Source organism: Solibaculum mannosilyticum (genome assembly GCF_015140235.1).
Taxonomy (GTDB): Bacteria; Bacillota; Clostridia; order Oscillospirales; family Acutalibacteraceae; genus Solibaculum; species Solibaculum mannosilyticum.
Genome location: NZ_AP023321.1, coordinates 924,274 through 945,553 on the forward strand (window position 1 = coordinate 924,274; position 21,280 = coordinate 945,553).

Below are 21,280 nucleotides of genomic sequence, written 5' to 3' on the forward strand. Positions count from 1 at the left end.
GGTCATGGAAGCGTTAAACATGCTGATTGAGAAAATGAAAAAGACCGAACGTCCCTATAACTTTGAGATGATTGAAAAGGCGTATCGTTACGCAAGAAGTGCTCATGAGGGACAGCAACGTCAATCGGGAGAGCCGTATTTTATCCATCCGGTAGCAGTAGCCACCATCTTAGTGGAGCTGGGGATGGACACAGAATCCATCGTGGCCGCGTTGCTTCATGACGTGGTAGAGGATACCGAGTGCAAGCTCAGCGACATCGAAGAGATGTTTGGTCCGGAAGTGGCTACTTTGGTGGATGGCGTCACAAAATTGGGGCGGGTTCCCTATTGTTCGAGGGAGGAGCAGCAAGCTGAAAATGTCCGGAAAATGTTGCTCGCCATGTCGGAGGATATCCGTGTTATCATCATCAAGCTGGCGGACCGTCTGCATAATATGCGTACCCTCCAGTACCTTCCCGAACAAAAACGGCGGGATAAGGCGAGGGAGACTATGGATATCTATGCTCCTATCGCCCATCGCCTCGGAATTCGGGCCGTCAAAGAGGAACTGGAGGACTTATCCATCCGCTACCTTGATCCGGTTGCCGTTCAGGAGATTGAGGAAAATCTCAACATGCGCAAAGCGGACCGGGAAGATCTGCTCAACGCCATCAAAGAAAAGATCATGGCGCGTCTGAAAGAGCTCAATTATACCAATGTTTACATTGAAGGCAGGGTTAAGAGCGTCAACGGCATCTATCGTAAGATGATCATTCAGGGCAAAGCCTTTGAGGAAATTTATGATATTTATGCTGTGCGCATCATTGTGGATACCCTCACAGAATGCTATAACATTTTAGGTGTGATTCACGATATTTTTCATCCGATACCCGGCCGGTTTAAGGATTATATCTCCACGCCTAAGCCTAATATGTATCAGTCGCTGCACACCACCGTCATAGGGAAACGGGGCGTTCCGTTTGAGGTTCAGATCCGTACCTGGGAAATGCATCACACGGCTGAATACGGCATCGCCGCCCACTGGAAATACAAATTGGGCCTTAAGGGTCAGGACAAGCGGGACAACCGTCTTTCCTGGATCCGCCAGATGTTGGAGAATCAAAAAGACGTGGAAGATGTGGAGGACATTGTCCGTTCCATCAAGTCTGACCTGGCGCCGGAAGAGGTCTTTGCCTTCACTCCCAAGGGGGACGTCATCAGTATGCCTATCGGCGCTACGGTGATCGACTTTGCCTATACCATCCACACCGCCGTGGGCAACCGGATGGTAGGAGCCAAGGTAGACGGCCGTATTGTGCCAATTGACCATAAGGTGAAAACCGGAGAGATTGTGGAAGTTCTTACTACCTCATCTCCAGGACACGGCCCAAGCCGAGACTGGCTAAAAATTGTCCAAACCGGCCAGGCCCGCAACAAGATCCGCCAGTGGTTCAAGAAAGAACGGCGGGAGGAGAACATCATCGAGGGCAGGACCGAGCTGGAGCGGGAATTCAACCGCAACGGCATCCATCTGCCGGATGATAAGATGAAAGAGTTCCTGGAGGATCTGGCAAAACGTCAGCACTGCAACAACATTGAGGAATTGTACGCGGCCATTGGATACGGAGGCGTTATGCTCTCCCGCATTATGCCGCGCATCCGGGAAGAGTACCAAAAGATCATTAAATCGGAAGATATTCCGGATGTTCATGAGCTTTTATCCATTTCACAAGCCAAATCGCCTCGTAACAACGGCGGCGTCATTGTGGAGGGACTGGAGAATTGTCTGGTCAAATTCTCCCGGTGCTGCAATCCTCTGCCTGGAGACGATATTGTCGGCTTTATCACCAGGGGATACGGCGTTTCCATCCACAAGCGGGATTGTACCAATGTACCAGAGAATTTCAGTGATGCGGAGGAGCCGGAGCGTTGGGTCAATGCCCATTGGGACAGCCATTCCAAGGGCGAATACAAATGCGATATCAATGTAGTGGGGAACAACCGCCGTGGGATGCTGGCCGATCTTACCTCTCAATTGGCCGTGATGCACATCATGATCCACGCCATCAACGCCCAGGAGAATAAGCAGGGACAGGTTGTGGTGAGCGTCACCATTGGCGTCAACGGACAGGAGCATGTAAGTAGCATCTTAAATCGCCTTTCCAAGATCAAGGGCGTCGTATCGGCCCAACGGGCGTAAGGAGGCGGCATGAGAGCGGTACTGCAACGAGTGACCAATGCTTCGGTCACAGTGGACTGCGAGACAGTAGGAGAGATCGGGAAGGGCTTTCTTATTTTGCTGGGCGTCACCCATGGGGACACCCAGGCGGAAGCGGAACTTCTGGCCCGCAAGATCAGTGGCCTGAGGGTCTTTTCCGATGAGCAGGACAAGATGAATTTATCCCTTCTGGACATTGAGGGAGAAGCGCTGGTGGTATCCCAGTTTACCCTGTATGCCGACTGTAAAAAAGGACGGCGTCCTTCCTTTACCGATGCTGCAAAGCCGGAGGAGGCCGATCAGCTATATCAAACGTTTGTAAACCTTCTGTTGCAGCACGGGATACGAAAGGTGGAGACAGGGCGTTTCGGAGCTGATATGAAAGTGAGTTTGCTCAACGACGGTCCTGTCACCATTGTTTTGGACACCGATCAATTAAAGTAATAAAGAAAATCAGGAAAAGACGAAGGAGTGGATAACCATGGAGCTATGGGATCTCCTGGATAGCCAGGCCCGTAAAACAGGACGCACGATGGTGCGGGGGAGACCCATTCCATCGGGGACGTTTCATCTGGTTGTCCATATTTGGGTCAAGAACAAACGAGGTCAATATCTGATTCAGAAGCGTGCAAAAACCGTCCAGACCATGGTGGGACTTTGGGCCATCACCGGCGGATCGGTCATGGCTGGGGAGGAGAGCCTGGACGCTGCGGTGCGGGAGACCAATGAGGAATTGGGGCTTCATACAATGCCGTCCCAGTTTGAATTGGTGCAACGGCTGAAACGCCGCCAGAACTTTACCGACATCTACCTTTTGCACGATAAAATTGATGTGAGCCGTCTTGAACTGCAAAAAGAAGAGGTGGAAGAGGTCATGTGGGCCTCCAGCGACAAGATCATGAAAATGGTCCGTGAAGGGGAATTTTACAACTATGGCCATGAATATTTCCGCCTGATGTTTTCCTGCTAGCTTGCGGAAATGGAGGGATACCCAGTGAAAATACAATCGGTTTTGTTGGGGAGCTTCACCAACTGTTATTTTTTGATCGACGAGCAGACAAATCATATGGCCATCGTCGATCCCGGATTTGAGGCTCAGAAGGTTATCCGTATGGCAAAGGGGTTTGAGGTGGATTATGTCTTGTTGACCCATGCCCATTTTGATCACATCTCAGCGGCGGGGGAAGTCTTAGCTGCCACCGGAGCTAAGCTGGCGGCGCATAAAGCCGCTTTGGAGGAACTTATCCATCCGTCTGCCAGCGTATCGGGTCTGTTTGGATCCCGGGCCCCGGACCCTCTGACGCCGGACGTGCTGCTGGAGGATGGGGATACCCTGTCGGTGGGAAGTTTGACGGTCAAGGCGCTTTATACTCCAGGACATAGCCGAGGCGATTGTTGCTATATATGTGGCGACGTCATCTTTAGCGGAGATATTTTGTTCCAAGGGGATGTAGGCCGTACCGATCTGCCGGGAGGAAGTTATCCCACATTGCTTCAGTCTTTGCAGAAGCTTAAGAAGCTGCCCGGGGATTATCGGGTTTTCCCGGGACATGGCCCGGAGACGACGTTAGAAGCGGAACGCAGACACAATTCTTATATGAACCAGGTGGATTATGACTCTTTTGATTGATGGGCATGGGTTCCATTATGAAATGGAAAACCTGTGCCGCCTCTTTTTCCCGCATGACGCTATTAAAGTGGTGCATGAACCGGCTGAGGATGAAGTGGTGGTGACCACCTCCTTACGCCGTGGGGAGGATAAAACGGAACTTTTTGTGGAGTACCGCGCATATATTACCAATGAGCGCTCAAAAGCAGAGGTGCCCAACCACCATGCCGATTATGACAACCGGTGTGAATTGGTCATGGCGCAGTTGCTTTTTGGGATTTTAGCCAAAGTGTGCCGCTTTACTCCCAAGTGGGGGGTGCTGACTGGAGTCCGGCCCATCAAGCTGATGCGCCGCCTGATGAACGAGGAAGGCGAAGCGGAAGCTAGACGCACCTTTACAGAGGACCTTTTGGTATCGGAAGAAAAGACAAATTTGGCGATAGATACCGTCCGGAAAGAGGACTCCATTTTACAGCTTTCGCGTCAGGACTCCTTTAGCCTTTATGTATCCATTCCCTTTTGTCCCAGCCGATGCGCTTACTGCTCTTTTGTATCCATGTGGGTGGAAAAGTCGGGACATCTGCTGCCAAAGTACGTGGAACTGTTGGCCAAGGAGATCGAGGAAACCGGCCGGGTGGCAAAGCAGTTGGGACTGCGCCTTGAAACCATCTATTTTGGCGGTGGGACGCCTACCATTCTATCGGCGGAACAATTGTCTTTTTTGATCCAGGCGGTCAATCGATCCTTTGATTTATCCTTTGTACGGGAATTTACCGTGGAAGCGGGACGTCCCGACACCATCACCAGGGAAAAGCTACAGGTTATGAAGGATCTGGGCGTCACTCGCATCAGCATCAATCCTCAGACCATGCAGGACGACGTTCTGGAGCGCATCGGACGCCGCCATACGGTAGCACAAGTCCGGGACGCTTATGCTATGGCAAAAGAGGTTGGATTTACCAATATCAATATGGACCTCATTGCCGGATTGCCTGGCGACGATGCCCGGAAATTTGCCGATACCATCCGTCAAGTTTTGGAATTGGATCCGCCCAGTATTACCGTGCATACATTGGCTCTCAAACGCTCTTCCTATCTGAACCAGTTTGGCCAGGACGATTATGCCCGGGCCGACGAGGTGGAGGCAATGCTCGCTTGCGTGCAGCAAAACCTGGTTCGCAATGGATATACCCCTTATTATCTCTATCGCCAAAGCCGGACCATCGGCAATTTGGAAAACATCGGCTGGAGCAAACCAGGATATGAGGGATACTATAACGTGTATATTATGGATGAGACTCATACCATTCTGGCGGCGGGAGCGGCAGGCGTCACCAAGCTCAAGCAGCCGGATGGTCCTTATATCGAACGGATCTTTAATTTTAAGTTTGCTTATGAATATATCGACCGCTTTGACGAAATCCTAGCTAGGAAGAAGAAGGTGTGTCCGTTTTATGAGAAATATGGCAAATGCAGTCAACTGCCTGGATGACATCAATGCCCTAGCCATTTTAGACAGCGCCAAACTCATCGCCAACGACGATGCCAGCTATCGCAATGTACTGGATCAATTGGCTGCCGATTTTACAAATGGGCAAAGCTGCTGTCGGGTAGTAATGCTGGCAGGACCATCGGGTTCCGGTAAGACTACCACCGCTCATATGCTGGCTGAGGCCATCCAGAATTGCGGCAGGAACGCATTTGTAGTGTCTTTGGATAACTTTTACCGTGGGGTAGGAAAAGCGCCTAGGTTGGAAGATGGATCCTATGACTATGAATCGGTAGAGGCATTGGACTATGAACGTCTTCAGGAAAACCTTATTCAGCTTCTGGATGAGGGGCGGGCTTATTTCCCGATTTATGATTTTGAGAAGGGGAGTCCGGCGGATCACAGCAACTTGATTGAACTGGGCAAAGAAGATATCATCATTCTGGAGGGGATCCATGCCCTCAATCCCATTGTCATTGGCGCGCTGAAGGACAAAGGATGTTTAATCAGACTGTATATCAGTGTGGAGACGCCGTATGTGGATGCAAAAGGGGATGTTGTTTTGACTGCCCGTGATACCCGCCTTTTGCGCCGGATGCTCCGGGATTACCGGTTCCGGAATGCCGATCTCTCTAGGACATTCTCTATGTGGAAACAGGTGTGCAGGGGAGAGGATCTCTATCTTTTCCCATATAAGGATCACTCGGATATCATCGTTGATTCCTTCCATTGTTTTGAACCATGCGTGTACCGGGAGCTGATGATGCCCTTAGTCCAACAGATGAATGTGACAGATCCCCATTATGGGAAGGCGGTATCTCTCATGGATGCGTTAAGTCGATTTGAAAAAATCTCTGTGGAACTTGTGCCACAGAGTTCCATGATCCGAGAATTCACGGGCGGTGGAAAATATCTATGATTTCCTGCCGTTTGGACTAGATGAGAAAATAGCCGTGGATGTAGCTTGTACATTTGCGGCTATTTTTATAAAACACCTTGCAATCTCATGGCACGCAAGATATAATCTAACCAAAGGATGATTGTTTTATCGTTGCACATAAGAAAGGAGTTTTTGCAATGGCTATCTTTGAAGATGCTTTTATAAAAGTAAAAAGTGCTGTTGATGTGGCTGGAGAGAAGACCGGTGAATGGGTCGAGATCTCTAAGCTGAAGATCGCGGCAGCTAGGCAGAGCAGTGAAATTGCAGATCGATTTGAAGCTCTGGGTAAGATGGTTTACAATGCTTCTAAAGCAGGTGGAGTGGATCATGAGCTGATCCAGAAAAAGGTTGAAGAAATCGATGAGATGTATGAGAAGCTGGGTGAGATCAACGAGCGCATTTATGAATTGAGAAATGTTGTTCAGTGCCCTACTTGTAAAGCTGTCAGCCCAAAAGAAGCTATTTTTTGCAGTAAGTGTGGTACAAAGTTAGTGGGTAAAGAGGAGAAGAAAGAGGATCCCATCCAGGAAGAGAAATCGGAAGAACCCAGTGATTGGCAACCTCCGGTTGATCCCATTGACCCGACGGTCAGCAATCCTAATGATGAAGATGATATGCCTCAGTAATACGGTAGAGGCTTTTAGGTCTAAAAGAAGCCGGACAGTAATTTTTACTGTCCGGCTTCTTTTTTTGATTCTTCCGTAAAAAAGGAACCCGGCCCTGTGTTATGTACAGGGCCGGGAAACGAAGGATTAAGGGGTTTAAGAAAATCCTTTATCCTCTCTCGTTATTTGGTGATAGTAATGGGGAAGGTGAGGCAGGGATCATCGATGTAACGGCCAGTTGCGGGATCCTTGATCTTGGCCGTGAAGATGCGGTTGCCTACAGATCCAACCGATATCGTGATCTTGAAGGTCTTTACATCTCCGTTTACCGTGCTCTCTACTGCTTCCTTCGTGATCGCATTTCCTCTTTCGTTGAAGATGCCTACTGTCTCCACATTTGCTGTGGTCTCTACTTCTACAACGAACGATTCATTTACCTTCGCCATTCCTGCACTCGATACCGACAGGATCTTCTCTCCCGACGGCTTGGCTGCCACCGAGAAGCTCACTGTCACTGAAGAGTTCACAAAGCTTCCTCCCACAGCTGCTGTGGCGATCGTCAGCACACGGTCCTCTCCCTGGGATGCTACGGCAGTCTTGATGGTCCATGTCTTGGTGTTGTCCTCGGGGTTGTACACCGACTTCATGCCAAGGATGGTGACATATTTGCCGTTCTCGTTGAGGAGGGCAAAGCGGCTGCGGTCAGCGGAGGTCTTGATGGTGAGGGTGATGGTCTCGTTGGGCTCATAAGTATCCTTATCAGCCGAAGCGGAGAGGACGAATTCCTTAGCAGTAAGGGCGTCGATGGCGTCCTTGATGGCCTGGGTGGCATCCAGGACCTGGGTCTTGGTAGCATCGGCGTTGTCGAGCAGGGCCTTGCCGGCTTCCACGGCGGAGGTCAGGGCTGCATAGGAATCTTCCGTGTAGTTATCGGCATCGTAAGCTTCTGCTTCTGTGATAGCGTCTTTCAATGCCTGCAGGTCTTCTTCGCTGGGCAAGGGAGCTTCCTCAGACTCAGTGAAGGAGAAGTAGTCCACATTTGTGGATTGCTTGGTGAAGACCATATAAAGATCTACGACTTCCGGATCGATAGCAGTGTCGAGATCAATAGTGGTTTCCTCAAATTTAGTCCAAGAACCGGTAGCAGGTAATTTTAGGGTAGCAACAAGAGCGCCGTCTGTAGAACCAAGGCGGATTTCGACTTCACTGTCATACATGTTAGCATAGTTGATGGTGATCTTGGAAGCACCATTACTACCCTCGAAGTCGACCTTGTTGTAGACAAGATAATCGCCTACTGTTACAAACCCGACGCTTTGGCCATTGCTGGCGCCATAGTTGCTTTCAGATTTTACACTGCCATAGCTGTCGTCAAACTTTTCGGCTTCAATCCGATTGAAGGGATCCTGTTTGCCATTGCTGACCAAACCATTGATAGCGGCCTCGATAGCTGCAGTAGCGTCGTCACACTGCTGTTTAGAGGACTCAGGATTATCATAGACAGCTTGTCCGGCTTCGATAGCGGCAGTCAAGATAGCAAAGGAATCTTCCGTATAGAATTTAGGACCAATGGATCTTGCTTTCTTCAAAGCAGCATCCAGTTCTACACGGCCATTGCTGGTGAGTCCGGCGATAGCGTCGTTGATAGCTTTCGTAGCATCATCACGCTCATCTTTGGTAGCGTTGTCCTTACCCAAGATAGCTTTACCGTTGGCCAAAGCATCGACCAGTGCCTGCCAGGAATCTTCGGTGTAGTTGTTGTACTTGTAGCCTTCCGCTTTTTCTACAGCCTCGGTCAAGCCCTTGACACCGTTGTCAACCAAGCCGCTGAGGGCTTCACGCAGGTCGGCAATTACAATGTTGTATTCGCCGCAGGTTGCATCAGGATCAGCCTGGACAGCTTCAGCAGCTTCCTTAGCCTTAGCCAAAGCAGCATAGGATTCCTCGGTGTAGTAGTTGGAGTTCTTTTCAGCCTCGGCGGCTTCGGCCAAAGCATCCTTCAGATCCTGGATATTCTTGTCGGTGGGAGGACCGTTGGGATCCTCAGCCTCGACGAACTGGATGTAGTCCAGATACAAGGAGCTGGATTTCAGAACCACATAGACATTAGTGAGCTGAGGCGGAATTACGGAATCCAGATCAAAGGTTTCTTCGCCATATTCATACCAACCGGTGCTGGGCAGGCTCAGGGTTGCTACCAGCGGGCCGGTGGGGGAACCAGTGCGGATCTCAAGCGAACCAGTGCCATAAGACTGCTGATAACCGACGGTGATGCCGGAGGCACCGTTGGTATCGGTAAAGTCTACGCGGCGGAAGGCTGCAGTAGCATCGCCATAGTAGTTGCCCGAAATATACTGTCCGCCGCTGGCGCCGGAATCACTCCGAACGTTAATGGTACCCTCGGAGAAGTTGGCGTTGTAGGATTCTGCTTCGATCTTATCAAAGGGAGCGCGGGTAGCGCTGCTCTCCAAGTAATAGATAGCGTCTTCGATCGCAGAGGTGGCGTCGAGGCAATCCTGCTTGGAGGAGGAAGGATCGTCGTAAACCTTCTGGCCGGCTTCGATAGCGGCAGTCAGAGTTGCAAAAGATTCCTCGGTGTAACCTGCGCCATCAATGGCCTTTGCTTTGGTCAAAGCGGCGTCCAGTTCGGCACGGCCGTTGCTCTCGAGGCGTTGGATGGCGGTGTTAATCGCATCGGTAGCGCTGTTGCGCTCTTCTCTGGTGGCTTCGGCGCCCTTTTCAAGGATGGCCTTACCATTGGCCAAAGCGTCGGTCAAAGCCTTGAAGGAATCAGCGGTGTAGTTGTCGCCCTTGTAGCCTTCGGCTTTGGCGACTGCTTCCTGCAAGCTCTTGAGGCCGTTGTCGGTCAAACCGGCGATGGCATTGTTGATGGCGTTGACGGCTGTTGTGTAGTCGTCCTCACCGGCGTCCGGGTTGGCCAGGACAACCTCACCGGCTGCGATGGCGTCGGTCAGGGCCTTAAAGGATTCCGGAGTGTAATAGGTATCTCCGTAAGATTCAGCGTTTTTCAAAGCAGCTTCCAGTTCGGCCTTGTCGTAGACGGGGCCCAGGTCGATGCCCAGGAGCTGGATCTCGGAGATCACTTTGCCGTTGTTGCCGTCGAAGTTGAAACGATAGTAGGAATAACGGGTCTCGTTCTCGATGGCGAAGGGACGGGTGTAACGGCCCCATTCAAAGACCTGGTTGTCGCGCTCGTCAAGGGTGACCCAGTCGGTACCGTTGACAGAGGCTTCCAGAGTCCAGGATGTGGGAGCGGTAGAACCGTCGGAACTGCTGGAGATGGTGTACATATTGACGGCCTGCTTGTTGCCCGTGCCCAGGTAGACGGTCAGGGATGCGGTATCCCCGCTGATGGTGGAGGAAGAACCGTCGCTCCAGGAGCTGCCTGTGCTGTTGTCAAACAGGAAGTAATCGGCGTCGATGTTCACCGGGTAAGCCTTGACGCCTTCGCCGGCCAGCTGGGCGGCAGAGTAAACAAAGCTCACGTCGTTTGCCAGATCCTCTTTGGGATTGGGTTTCTCATCGCCCTGGGTGATGGAGGGGGGAGCGGAATCTTCATCCGTGCCCCAAGTGGAGGGCTGGTCGCCCATGACGAAATCCAAAGTGACGGTCTTGCCTTCGTCGTTGACCAGGTCGGTTTGTTTGACGTAGGTCTTGTTGTAGTCCTCGCCGTCGATCTTCAGGCTCTGGACGTAGACGTTGTCATGGCTGTTGTTTTCAGCGTTGATGACGATGTCGTTGTGGCCTTCCACATGGATGGTGGCCTTTTCAAACAGGGGAGAACCGATGGCGAATTCGCCGCTGCCCATGTTCAGGGGATAGAGGCCCAGGCAGGACAGGACGTACCAACCGGACATCTCGCCGTTGTCTTCGTCACCGGGATAGCCTTGGCCGATCTCGCTGCCGATGTAGAGGCGTTCCATAACCTCACGGACAGTGGACTGAGTCTTCCAAGGACGATCGGTGAAGAGATACATGTAAGGAATGTGGTGGGAGGGCTGGTTGCTCATACCGAACTGGCCCATCTTGACTTCGCGGGCTTCACGCATCTCATGGATGGTGCTGCCGTAGGAACCAGGATTGAAGGTGCCGGGCGTGGAGAAAAGAGCGTCCAGCTTTTCGCCAAGCTTATCCTTGCCGCCGTAGAGGTTGGCAAGGCCGTTGCCGTCCTGAGGAGTATGGAAAGCCATGTTCCAGCCGTTGGTCTCGGTGTAGTCGCCGCCCCAACGGGTGGGATCGCTCAGGCTGCTGCTGGAGGTGAACCAGCCGTCTTTGAAGAGGTGGACATAACGAGTGGCATTGTTTCTGTAGTACTCATACTCGTCGTTGTATTCTTCCCACTCTTGAGAGCCGGGTTCTTCCATGTCGCGCAGAGTCTTGGCCATGTTGGAGATGCCGTAGTCGTTGATCCAGCCTTCCAGGGTCCAGGACAAACCTTCGGAACGGTTGTTGTAACCTTTGAAGATGGCGCTGTCCAGAGTGTTCTGGCGGCCCTTGGTGCTGTCGGAGCTTACCACAGCGGCGTTTTTGATGGCCGAGTCATAAGCATCATCGTAGTTGAATACCTGGCCGCGCATGATGGCATCGCCAAGGATGACGTCGGAGCTGGTGCCTACCATGGAGTTGGTGCCGCCGGGGGCAACCCAACGCGGAATCCAGCCGCAGTCTTGATAGTGCTCAACCAGGCCGTTGAGCAAAGTGGTGTTGCTCTCGGGAGTCAGCAGAGCATAAGCGGCCCAAGTGGTGCGGTAGGTGTCCCAGAAGCCGTTGTTGTAGTAAAGGTCGCCGTCTTGGACGCCGTTGCCATAGGGGCTCTGGTACTGCATGTGGGGTTCATCTACTGTGCCGGTGTTCTCACCCATGGAGTTGGGATACAGGAACAGACGATACATGTTAGAGTAGAGAGTAGTCAGCTGCTCAAAGCTGGCGCCTTCTACGTCGATGGTGCCCAGCTTCTCATCCCAAAGGGTCTGAGCACGCTCTTTAACGTCTTCCAAAGTATCTTCCTTAGAGATCTCCTGCTCCAGGTTCTTCTTAGCCTGCTCGTAGCTAATGAAGGAGGTGGCGATTCTCATGTTGACCACGTCAACGTCCTCGCCGAAGGAGACTTCCGTAGAGCTGGTGGAAGTGGGAGCGGTATCAAAGATACCGTAGACATACAGGTTGCCCATGCCGTTGTTGCCGGCGTTCAGGTTCGAGGAACCCATGGCGGTGAAGCTGTTGTCCTCGGCGTTAAAGGAGATTCCACCGCCGTTACCATTGGTGAACTTGATTTTACGTTGGGCAACGCCCTCATCAAAGGTGACACGGGTAATGGAACCATGCATAGAGGGGGCAAGCTCGAGTTTAGCGCCGGCGGACATGTTGCCGTCGTCTTTGTTGAACTCGACGCTGTAGTAATGGGCTTTTGCAGTTTCGTTGTCGTGGGAATAACGAGCAGTGCTGCCGCTGCCGGTGACAGGCATAAAGAAGAAGCAGCGGCGGTCGCCGATCCACACGCTGGCCACGTGGCCTAGACGCATCCAGTTCATGGTGCCCTCAGCAGTATCGTACTGATATACGTTACCTTCGCCGGTGCTCACATTGTTGGGGGACCAGAAGTTGAATCCGTGGGGCACTGCGGTGGCCGGACCGGTCAAGCCGCGGGAATGAAAGCGGTTTTGGTTGTTGGTGCCACGCAGGGTGTACACATAGTCGGACGGACGCTCGTAAACGACTTCAGGGGAATTCTCGATGGTGATATCATCGATAGAAGCGATGAAAGACTTGCCTGTACCATTGGGGTTGTCATAGCCAATCAGGATCTTCTCAATGGTTTTGCCGGCGGCTACTTCACCGATGCGGGAACCGACATAGTTCCACTGATCGTTGAACAGAACCTTGCCTTCGCCCATTCCGGTGGGAGTGAAGGGATAACGGTTCTGGTCGGTAGCACCCAGGTCGCTCAGATATGTACCATCGGTAAATTTCAGATCGATGGCCATATAGAGACTAGTGTAGTCAAAGTCGTAGCTATAGTCAAAGTCGTAGCTATAGCCACCGCTGCTGGGCTTTGCCAGGTAAGACAGCTTGGTGTCAGGGCCGACGGCAATGTCCAGATTGTCATAAATGACATTGTAGCTGTAGCCGTGGCCGGCGGCGTCTTGGGAACCGGAGATGCTCAGACCTTTGCTGCCGGACCATGCGGTGCCGCTAGTCGAGATAGACATTTTGCTGCCACTGGCTAAGGTTTCTCCCTCGTCAGTGACTTCGACTGCGCCGTTTACAGCGAGCCCTTCGTCGGACTCAAAGGATGAGTAGAAGGAATCGGTGCTGCCTTCGCCCATAGCAGGCTCGGCAGAAGCTGGGATAGCAAAGCTGACTGTGGATGAAACCATCAGTGTGCTCAGCGCAAGAGAAAGTAATCTCTTAGCTTTTGCGTTCATTTTTTTACCTCCATAAACTTCTTGCTCTTCGGGCTTCCTCAAAAAACACAAAAACATGAAGCCGTCTACCCTAAGACAGCCCCACGTTATATGCACCCCCTTTCTTTATGCATTTCAATTATTTTGAAGCAGAAAACAGGCCACGGAAGGATTTGGGGAACACGTGACCACAAAACTGCTAAACAATTGCAGGACTGTACAACAGTTAATATATTAAGATGAAGAAGTGGGATTGTGAACAGGAGATAATTTTGAATATTATCCACATTATTTATGCCGATTACATTTCTATTATAGCATGATTTTATACTTTATGAAACCTATTTTCAAATTCAATCAAATTTTCTGATATATTGCAAGAAAACTGATGATAACTTCTGTGAATAATTTATATTAAAATAAAATACAAAAAGATAATGTGAAAATATAATTCCGTAAAAAAGGAACCCGGCCCTGTGTTATGTACAGGGCCGGGAAACGAAGGATTAAGGGGTTTAAGAAAATCCTTTATCCTCTCTCGTTATTTGGTGATAGTAATGGGGAAGGTGAGGCAGGGATCATCGATGTAACGGCCAGTTGCGGGATCCTTGATCTTGGCCGTGAAGATGCGGTTGCCTACAGATCCAACCGATATCGTGATCTTGAAGGTCTTTACATCTCCGTTTACCGTGCTCTCTACTGCTTCCTTCGTGATCGCATTTCCTCTTTCGTTGAAGATGCCTACTGTCTCCACATTTGCTGTAGTCTCTACTTCTACAACGAACGATTCGTTTACCTTCGCCATTCCTGCACTCGATACCGACAGGATCTTCTCTCCCGACGGCTTGGCTGCCACCGAGAAGCTCACTGTCACTGAAGAGTTCACAAAGCTTCCTCCCACAGCTGCTGTGGCGATCGTCAGCACGCGGTTCTCTCCCTGGGATGCTACGGCAGTCTTGATGGTCCATGTCTTGGTGTTGTCCTCGGGGTTGTACACCGACTTCATGCCAAGGATGGTGACATATTTGCCGTTCTCGTTGAGGAGGGCAAAGCGGCTGCGGTCAGCGGAGGTCTTGATGGTGAGGGTAATGGTCTCGTTGGGCTCATAAGTATCCTTATCAGCCGAAGCGGAGAGGACGAATTCCTTAGCAGTAAGGGCGTCGATGGCGTCCTTGATGGCCTGGGTGGCATCCAGGACCTGGGTCTTGGTAGCATCGGCGTTGTCGAGCAGGGCCTTGCCGGCTTCCACGGCGGAGGTCAGGGCTGCATAGGAATCTTCCGTATAGTTGTTGGCATCGTAAGCTTCTGCTTCTGCGATAGCGTCTTTCAATGCCTGCAGGTCTTCTTCGCTGGGGATGCTGGGTTCAGCTTCGGTGAACTGGAACCAGTCGATATTGACAACATGGTTGTAGTCAGCATCAAAGACAAAGTACAAATCATGTACACCAGTAGGTGTGACATCCAGATCAACAGAGGCTTCCTGGTATCTACTCCAGCCGCCGGTCTGTCTTACAGTCATGGTACCGATCTTAGTACCGCCGGAAGCTTCGTCATGACCGTCAATCCAGAGATCGACGATACGGTTGCCACTGCCGCCGTTTTCAGCGGAGTAGTACATGGTGAAGGACTCAGCGCCCACTTTGCCAAAGTTGACATAATGGTAACCGGCCCATTCGCCAGGCTGGCAGCCGCCGATGTTGGGTCCGTCGTTGACGATGCCCTTACTGATGTCTTGGTCAAAAGTTTCGGCTTCGATCTTCTCGTAAGCTTTGCGGAGTACTCCCAAGCTGTTCATCGCGGTATTGATCTCGGCAGCGGCAGCATCGCGTTCTTCCTTGGTGGCATCTTCCTTAGCCAGGATAGCTTCACCCTTGGCGAGAGCTTCTTGCAGGATAGCCCAGGATTCTTCGTCGTATTTGCCGTCGTCGTTGTTATACTCTTTGGCAGCTTCCACAGCCTCGGTCAAGCCCTTGACACCGTTGTCAACCAAGCCGCTGAGGGCTTCACGCAGGTCGGCAATTACAATGTTGTATTCGCCGCAGGTTGCATCAGGATCAGCCTGGACAGCTTCAGCAGCTTCCTTAGCCTTAGCCAAAGCAGCATAGGATTCCTCGGTGTAGTAGTTGGAGTTCTTTTCAGCCTCGGCGGCTTCGGCCAAAGCATCCTTCAGATCCTGGATATTCTTGTCGGTGGGAGGACCGTTGGGATCCTCAGCCTCGACGAACTGGATGTAGTCCAGATACAAGGAGCTGGATTTCAGAACCACATAGACATTAGTGAGCTGAGGCGGAATTACGGAATCCAGATCAAAGGTTTCTTCGCCATATTCATACCAACCGGTGCTGGGCAGGCTCAGGGTTGCTACCAGCGGGCCGGTGGGGGAACCAGTGCGGATCTCAAGCGAACCAGTGCCATAAGACTGCTGATAACCGACGGTGATGCCGGAGGCACCGTTGGTATCGGTAAAGTCTACGCGGCGGAAGGCTGCAGTAGCATCGCCATAGTAGTTGCCCGAAATATACTGTCCGCCGCTGGCGCCGGAATCACTCCGAACGTTAATGGTACCCTCGGAGAAGTTGGCGTTGTAGGATTCTGCTTCGATCTTATCAAAGGGAGCGCGGGTAGCGCTGCTCTCCAAGTAATAGATAGCGTCTTCGATCGCAGAGGTGGCGTCGAGGCAATCCTGCTTGGAGGAGGAAGGATCGTCGTAAACCTTCTGGCCGGCTTCGATAGCGGCAGTCAGAGTTGCAAAAGATTCCTCGGTGTAACCTGCGCCATCAATGGCCTTTGCTTTGGTCAAAGCGGCGTCCAGTTCGGCACGGCCGTTGCTCTCGAGACCTTTGATAGCGTTGTTGATGGCCTGAGTAGCGCTGTTGCGCTCAGCCTTGGTAGCATCTTCTTTTTCAAGGATCGCTTTACCATTGGCCAGAGCGTCAGTCAAAGCCTTAAAGGATTCCTGAGTATAGTTGTCGCCTTTGTAGCCTTCGGCTTTGGAGACAGCTTCTTCCAGACCCTTCAGACCATTGTCTACCAAATTGGTGATGGCTTTGTTGATATCGTTGACGGCTACAGTGTAATCGTCTTCCGTAGCGTCCGGATTGGCCAAAACGGTCTCACCAGCTGCGATAGCATCGGTCAAAGCCTTGAAGGAATCCTCTGTGTAATAGGTACCTTCGTAGGTGTTGGCATTTTCCAGAGCATTTTCCAGTTCAGCCTTATCATAGATAGGACCTTGGTCGATACCCAGGAACTGAATCTCAGAAATCTGTTTGCCGTTGTTGCCATCGAAATTGAAACGGTAGAAGGAGTAACGGGTTTCATTTTCAGTGGCGAAAGGACGGGTATAGCGGTTCCACTCAAAGACCTGGTTGTCTCTCTCATCAATGGTAACCCAGTCGGTACCATTGTTGGAAGCTTCCAGAGTCCAGGATACAGGGGCATTGGAACCGGTGGAGCTGGAGATAGTGTACATATTGACAGCCTGCTTGTTGCCAGCACCCAGGTAGAAGGTCAGGGAAGCGGTGTCAGCAGTGATGCTGGAAGAACCGCTGGTGCTGTTGTTGAAGAGGCTGGAGGTGCTGCCGATATTCTCAGCATAAACCTTTTTGCCTTCGCCGGCCAGCTGATCAGCCGAATCCACAATGGATACGCTTTCAGCCAGATCCTCTTTGGGATTGGGTTTCTCATTGCCCTGGGTGATGGAAGGGGGAGCGGAATCCTCGGCAGTGCCGAAAGAAGTGTTGGGTTCATCGCCCATGACAAAGTCCAAAGTGACGGTCTTGCCTTCATCGTTGACCAGATCGGTCTGTTTGATGTAGGTCTTGTTGTAGTCCTCGCCGTTGACCTTCAGGCTCTGGACATAAACACTGTCGTGATCGTTGCCGGGGGCATTGATGACGATATCGTTAGCGCCTTCCACATGGATGGTGGCCTTCTCGAACAGGGGGGAGCCGATGGCGAATTCGCCGCTGCCCATGTTCAGAGGATAGAGGCCCAGGCAGGAGAGAACATACCAAGCGGACATCTCACCGTTGTCTTCGTCACCGCAGTAGCCTTGGCCGATCTCGCTGCCGATATAGAGGCGTTCCATGACCTCACGGACAGTGGACTGAGTCTTCCAAGGACGATCGGTGTAAAGATACATGTAAGGAATGTGGTGGGAGGGCTGGTTGCTCATACCGAACTGGCCCATCTTGACTTCGCGGGCTTCACGCATCTCATGGATGGTGCTGCCGTAGGAACCAGGATTGAAGGTGCCGGGCGTGGAGAAAAGAGCGTCCAGCTTTTCGCCAAGCTTATCCTTGCCGCCGTAGAGGTTGGCAAGGCCGTTGCCGTCCTGAGGAGTATGGAAAGCCATGTTCCAGCCGTTGGTCTCGGTGTAGTCGCCGCCCCAACGGGTGGGATCGCTCAGGCTGCTGCTGGAGGTGAACCAACCGTCTTTGAAGAGATGGGTGTAACGGATGGCGTTGTTGCGGTAGTACTCATACTCGTCATTGTACTCTTCCCACTCTTGAGAGCCGGGTTCTTCCATGTCGCGCAGAGTCTTGGCCATGTTGGAGATGCCGTAGTCGTTGATCCAGCCTTCCAGGGTCCAGGACAAACCTTCGGAACGGTTGTTGTAACCTTTGAAGATGGCGCTGTCCAGAGTGTTCTGGCGGCCCTTGGTGCTGTCGGAGCTTACCACAGCGGCGTTTTTGATGGCCGAGTCATAAGCATCATCGTAGTTGAATACCTGGCCGCGCATGATGGCATCGCCAAGGATGACGTCGGAGCTGGTGCCTACCATGGAGTTGGTGCCGCCGGGGGCAACCCAACGCGGAATCCAGCCGCAGTCTTGATAGTGCTCAACCAGGCCGTTGAGCAAAGTGGTGTTGCTCTCGGGAGTGAGCAGGGCATAAGCCGCCCAAGTGGTGCGGTAGGTGTCCCAGAAGCCGTTGTTGTAGTAAAGGTCGCCGTCTTGGACGCCGTTGCCATAGGGGCTCTGGTACTGCATGTGGGGTTCATCTACTGTGCCGGTGTTCTCACCCATGGAGTTGGGATACAGGAACAGACGATACATGTTAGAGTAGAGAGTAGTCAGCTGCTCAAAGCTGGCGCCTTCTACGTCGATGGTGCCCAGCTTCTCATCCCAAAGGGTCTGAGCACGCTCTTTAACGTCTTCCAAAGTATCTTCCTTAGAGATCTCCTGCTCCAGGTTCTTCTTAGCCTGCTCGTAGCTAATGAAGGAGGTGGCGATTCTCATGTTGACCACGTCAACGTCCTCGCCGAAGGAGACTTCCGTAGAGCTGGTGGAAGTGGGAGCGGTATCAAAGATACCGTAGACATACAGGTTGCCCATGCCGTTGTTGCCGGCGTTCAGGTTCGAGGAACCCATGGCGGTGAAGCTGTTGTCCTCGGCGTTGAAGGTGATTCCGCCGCCGTTGCCGTTGGTGAATTTCACTTTACGGTTGGCAACGCCGTCGTCAAAGGTGAAGCGCGTGATGGAACCGTGCATCGTGGGAGCCAGTTCCAACTTTGCGCCGGCCGACATATTGCCGTCGTCTTTGTTGAACTCGACGCTGTAGTAATGGGCTTTTGCAGTTTCGTTGTCGTGGGAATAACGAGCAGTGCTGCCGCTGCCGGTGACAGGCATAAAGAAGAAGCAGCGGCGGTCGCCGATCCACACGCTGGCCACGTGGCCTAGACGCATCCAGTTCATGGTGCCCTCAGCAGTATCGTACTGATATACGTTACCTTCGCCGGTGCTCACATTGTTGGGGGACCAGAAGTTGAATCCGTGGGGCACTGCGGTGGCCGGACCGGTCAAGCCGCGGGAATGAAAGCGGTTTTGGTTGTTGGTGCCACGCAGGGTGTACACATAGTCGGACGGACGCTCGTAAACGACTTCAGGGGAATTCTCGATGGTGATATCATCGATAGAAGCGATGAAAGACTTGCCTGTACCATTGGGGTTGTCATAGCCAATCAGGATCTTCTCGATGGTTTTGCCGGCGGCTACTTCACCGATGCGGGAACCGACATAGTTCCACTGATCGTTGAACAGAACCTTGCCTTCGCCCATTCCGGTGGGAGTGAAGGGATAACGGTTCTGGTCGGTAGCACCCAGGTCGCTCAGATATGTACCATCGGTAAATTTCAGATCGATGGCCATATAGAGACTAGTGTAGTCAAAGTCGTAGCTATAGTCAAAGTCGTAGCTATAGCCACCGCTGCTGGGCTTTGCCAGGTAAGACAGCTTGGTGTCAGGGCCGACGGCAATGTCCAGATTGTCATAAATGACATTGTAGCTGTAGCCGTGGCCGGCGGCGTCTTGGGAACCGGAGATGCTCAGACCTTTGCTGCCGGACCATGCGGTGCCGCTAGTCGAGATAGACATTTTGCTGCCACTGGCTAAGGTTTCTCCCTCGTCAGTGACTTCGACTGCGCCGTTTACAGCGAGCCCTTCGTCGGACTCAAAGGATGAGTAGAAGGAATCGGTGCTGCCTTCGCCCATAGCAGGCTCGGCAGAAGCAGGGATAGCAAAGCTAACTGTGGATGAAACCATCAGTGTGCTCAGCGCAAGAGAAAGTAATCTCTTAGCTTTTGCGTTCATTTTCTTACCTCCATAAACTTCTTGCTCTTCGGGCTTCCTTAGAAAATATAAAAACATGAAGCCGTCTACCCTAAGACAGCCCCACGTTATATGCACCCCCTTCCTTTATGCATTTCAATTATTTTGAAGCAGAAAACAGGCCACGGAAGAATTTGGGGAACACGTGACCACAAAACTGCTAAACAATTGCAGGACTGTACAACAGTTAATATATTAAGATGAAGAAGTGGAATTGTGAATAGGAGATAATTTTGAATGTTATCCACATTATTTGGCCCAATTCCATCGCTATTATAGCACGATTTTGTGCTTTGTGAAACCCATTTTTAAATCTAATCAAATTTTCTGATATATTGTAAAAACGAGATGAATAACTTTTGTGCAAGAAGTCATATGAAAACAATCAATATTTTTGCTTATTATTAAAACAAGATAAAGAACTATAAAATACAATGAAAAAAGAAATAAGAGAACATCTCTTATAACAGGCATTGATTGACAGAAGATTGGAACAAGTCTATAATAAAAAACTGATTATAAGAGCGGTTTTCACAGTAAAGTAATTGGACGGCATTTTAAAACCGATTCTAGAAAGATTCGCGTTTTAGAAATTTTTCGCGTTATACATTAATAATAGTGACATGTGAAACGATAACACAAAGGAAGTGATGGTTATGTCCTCCCAGCCGGTCCTACGAGTCGGGTTGGTCATCGCAGATGAAATGGAATTTAAACCGTTTGCCGAATGGAGCCAGGATCAGAGCGAACGAAGGGAAAATCAATTATTGGGATACGAAAGAATTTCCTTCGCTTTGGAAAATCAGGGACGTAAAATACAATTGGATGCGGTGTTGTGCGGGATTGGAAAGGTGAATGCCGCGACTGCAGCGGCTTTTCTTGCCTCCGAAGGGGTTGACATCATGCTCAACATCGGCTTATCAGGAGCGATTTCCAATGTGCGCCGGGGCGATTTCGTGGCCGGTACACAGTATGTAGAAGCCGACTTCGATTTGACACCCTTAGGCTATCAGTTGGGAGAAAAGCCGGGACAGGAATTCTGTTATCAAGCTGATCCCCGTCTTTTGGAGGCGGTCCAAAAGGCATGCCCAGGTTTGAAAAGCGGTATCTTGGGCTGCGGCGATTTGTTCCTGAACAATGCCGATAAAAAAGACCTTTATTACAAGACTTTTGATCTGACGGCCTTTGACATGGAAACTGGAGCTATCGGATCGGTGTGCTATCGGGCGGGTATCCCTTATTTATCCATCCGCAAGATCTCGGACGATGCGGCGGAACAGTCGGTAGATGAATACACAGAGATGAACAATTTAGCAGAATCCTCGTTGGTCGATGTCTTACAGAGCCTTTTGAATCAGTTGATGGTGGGGGATTCTTTCTGGAACTAACCGATTGGCCGCTGTGA

The 21,280-nt window shown here is 51.3% G+C and carries 10 protein-coding genes; 8 read left to right on the plus strand and 2 right to left on the minus strand.

All coding sequences use genetic code 11. The features are described 5' to 3' along the window. Positions 1–4 precede the first annotated feature (4 nt). The 7 genes from C12CBH8_RS04335 to C12CBH8_RS04365 all read left to right on the plus strand — a co-directional run bounded on the left by C12CBH8_RS04335 (position 5) and on the right by C12CBH8_RS04365 (position 6,861). On the plus strand, positions 5–2,179 hold the full coding sequence (locus tag C12CBH8_RS04335; RefSeq protein WP_215533622.1) for a RelA/SpoT family protein: 2,175 nt from the start codon (positions 5–7) through the stop codon (positions 2,177–2,179). A gap of 9 nt (positions 2,180–2,188) precedes the next feature. Then, positions 2,189–2,641: a D-aminoacyl-tRNA deacylase gene (dtd, locus tag C12CBH8_RS04340; RefSeq protein WP_215533623.1), complete on the plus strand. Its 453-nt coding sequence runs from the start codon at positions 2,189–2,191 to the stop codon at positions 2,639–2,641. 37 nt (positions 2,642–2,678) lie between these two features. After that, positions 2,679–3,167, plus strand: coding sequence for an NUDIX hydrolase (locus C12CBH8_RS04345; RefSeq protein WP_090267362.1), 489 nt, complete (start codon positions 2,679–2,681; stop codon positions 3,165–3,167). A 24-nt stretch (positions 3,168–3,191) separates the two neighbouring features. Further along, on the plus strand, positions 3,192–3,827 hold the full coding sequence (locus tag C12CBH8_RS04350; protein ID WP_171846463.1) for an MBL fold metallo-hydrolase: 636 nt from the start codon (positions 3,192–3,194) through the stop codon (positions 3,825–3,827). Beyond that, positions 3,811–5,298 (plus strand): coproporphyrinogen dehydrogenase HemZ, encoded by a 1,488-nt coding sequence (gene hemZ, locus C12CBH8_RS04355; protein ID WP_090267356.1) that lies wholly within the window; start codon positions 3,811–3,813, stop codon positions 5,296–5,298. The genes C12CBH8_RS04350 and hemZ overlap by 17 nt, the downstream gene beginning before the upstream one ends. Then, positions 5,261–6,214: a uridine kinase family protein gene (locus C12CBH8_RS04360; protein WP_215533624.1), complete on the plus strand. Its 954-nt coding sequence runs from the start codon at positions 5,261–5,263 to the stop codon at positions 6,212–6,214. Before hemZ ends, C12CBH8_RS04360 begins: the two co-directional genes overlap by 38 nt. Before the next feature lie 158 nt (positions 6,215–6,372). Then, the gene (locus C12CBH8_RS04365) at positions 6,373–6,861 is read left to right on the plus strand and encodes a zinc ribbon domain-containing protein (protein WP_090267353.1); all 489 of its coding nucleotides are present in this window, start codon (positions 6,373–6,375) and stop codon (positions 6,859–6,861) included. 161 nt (positions 6,862–7,022) lie between these two features. On the opposite strand, the gene C12CBH8_RS04370 is transcribed toward C12CBH8_RS04365, so the two are convergent. Together C12CBH8_RS04370 and C12CBH8_RS04375 are read right to left on the minus strand one after the other, a co-directional pair. Continuing rightward, on the minus strand, positions 7,023–13,286 hold the full coding sequence (locus C12CBH8_RS04370) for a GH92 family glycosyl hydrolase (RefSeq protein WP_215533625.1): 6,264 nt from the start codon (positions 13,284–13,286) through the stop codon (positions 7,023–7,025). Between the two features lie 520 nt (positions 13,287–13,806). Beyond that, a complete protein-coding gene (locus C12CBH8_RS04375) occupies positions 13,807–19,857 on the minus strand; it encodes a GH92 family glycosyl hydrolase (protein WP_215533626.1) in 6,051 nt (2,016 codons plus the stop codon). A 674-nt stretch (positions 19,858–20,531) separates the two neighbouring features. Between C12CBH8_RS04375 and mtnN the strand changes: the two genes are divergently transcribed. Next, the gene (gene mtnN / locus C12CBH8_RS04380; RefSeq protein ID WP_171846205.1) at positions 20,532–21,263 is read left to right on the plus strand and encodes a 5'-methylthioadenosine/S-adenosylhomocysteine nucleosidase; all 732 of its coding nucleotides are present in this window, start codon (positions 20,532–20,534) and stop codon (positions 21,261–21,263) included. Positions 21,264–21,280: the final 17 nt, after the last annotated feature.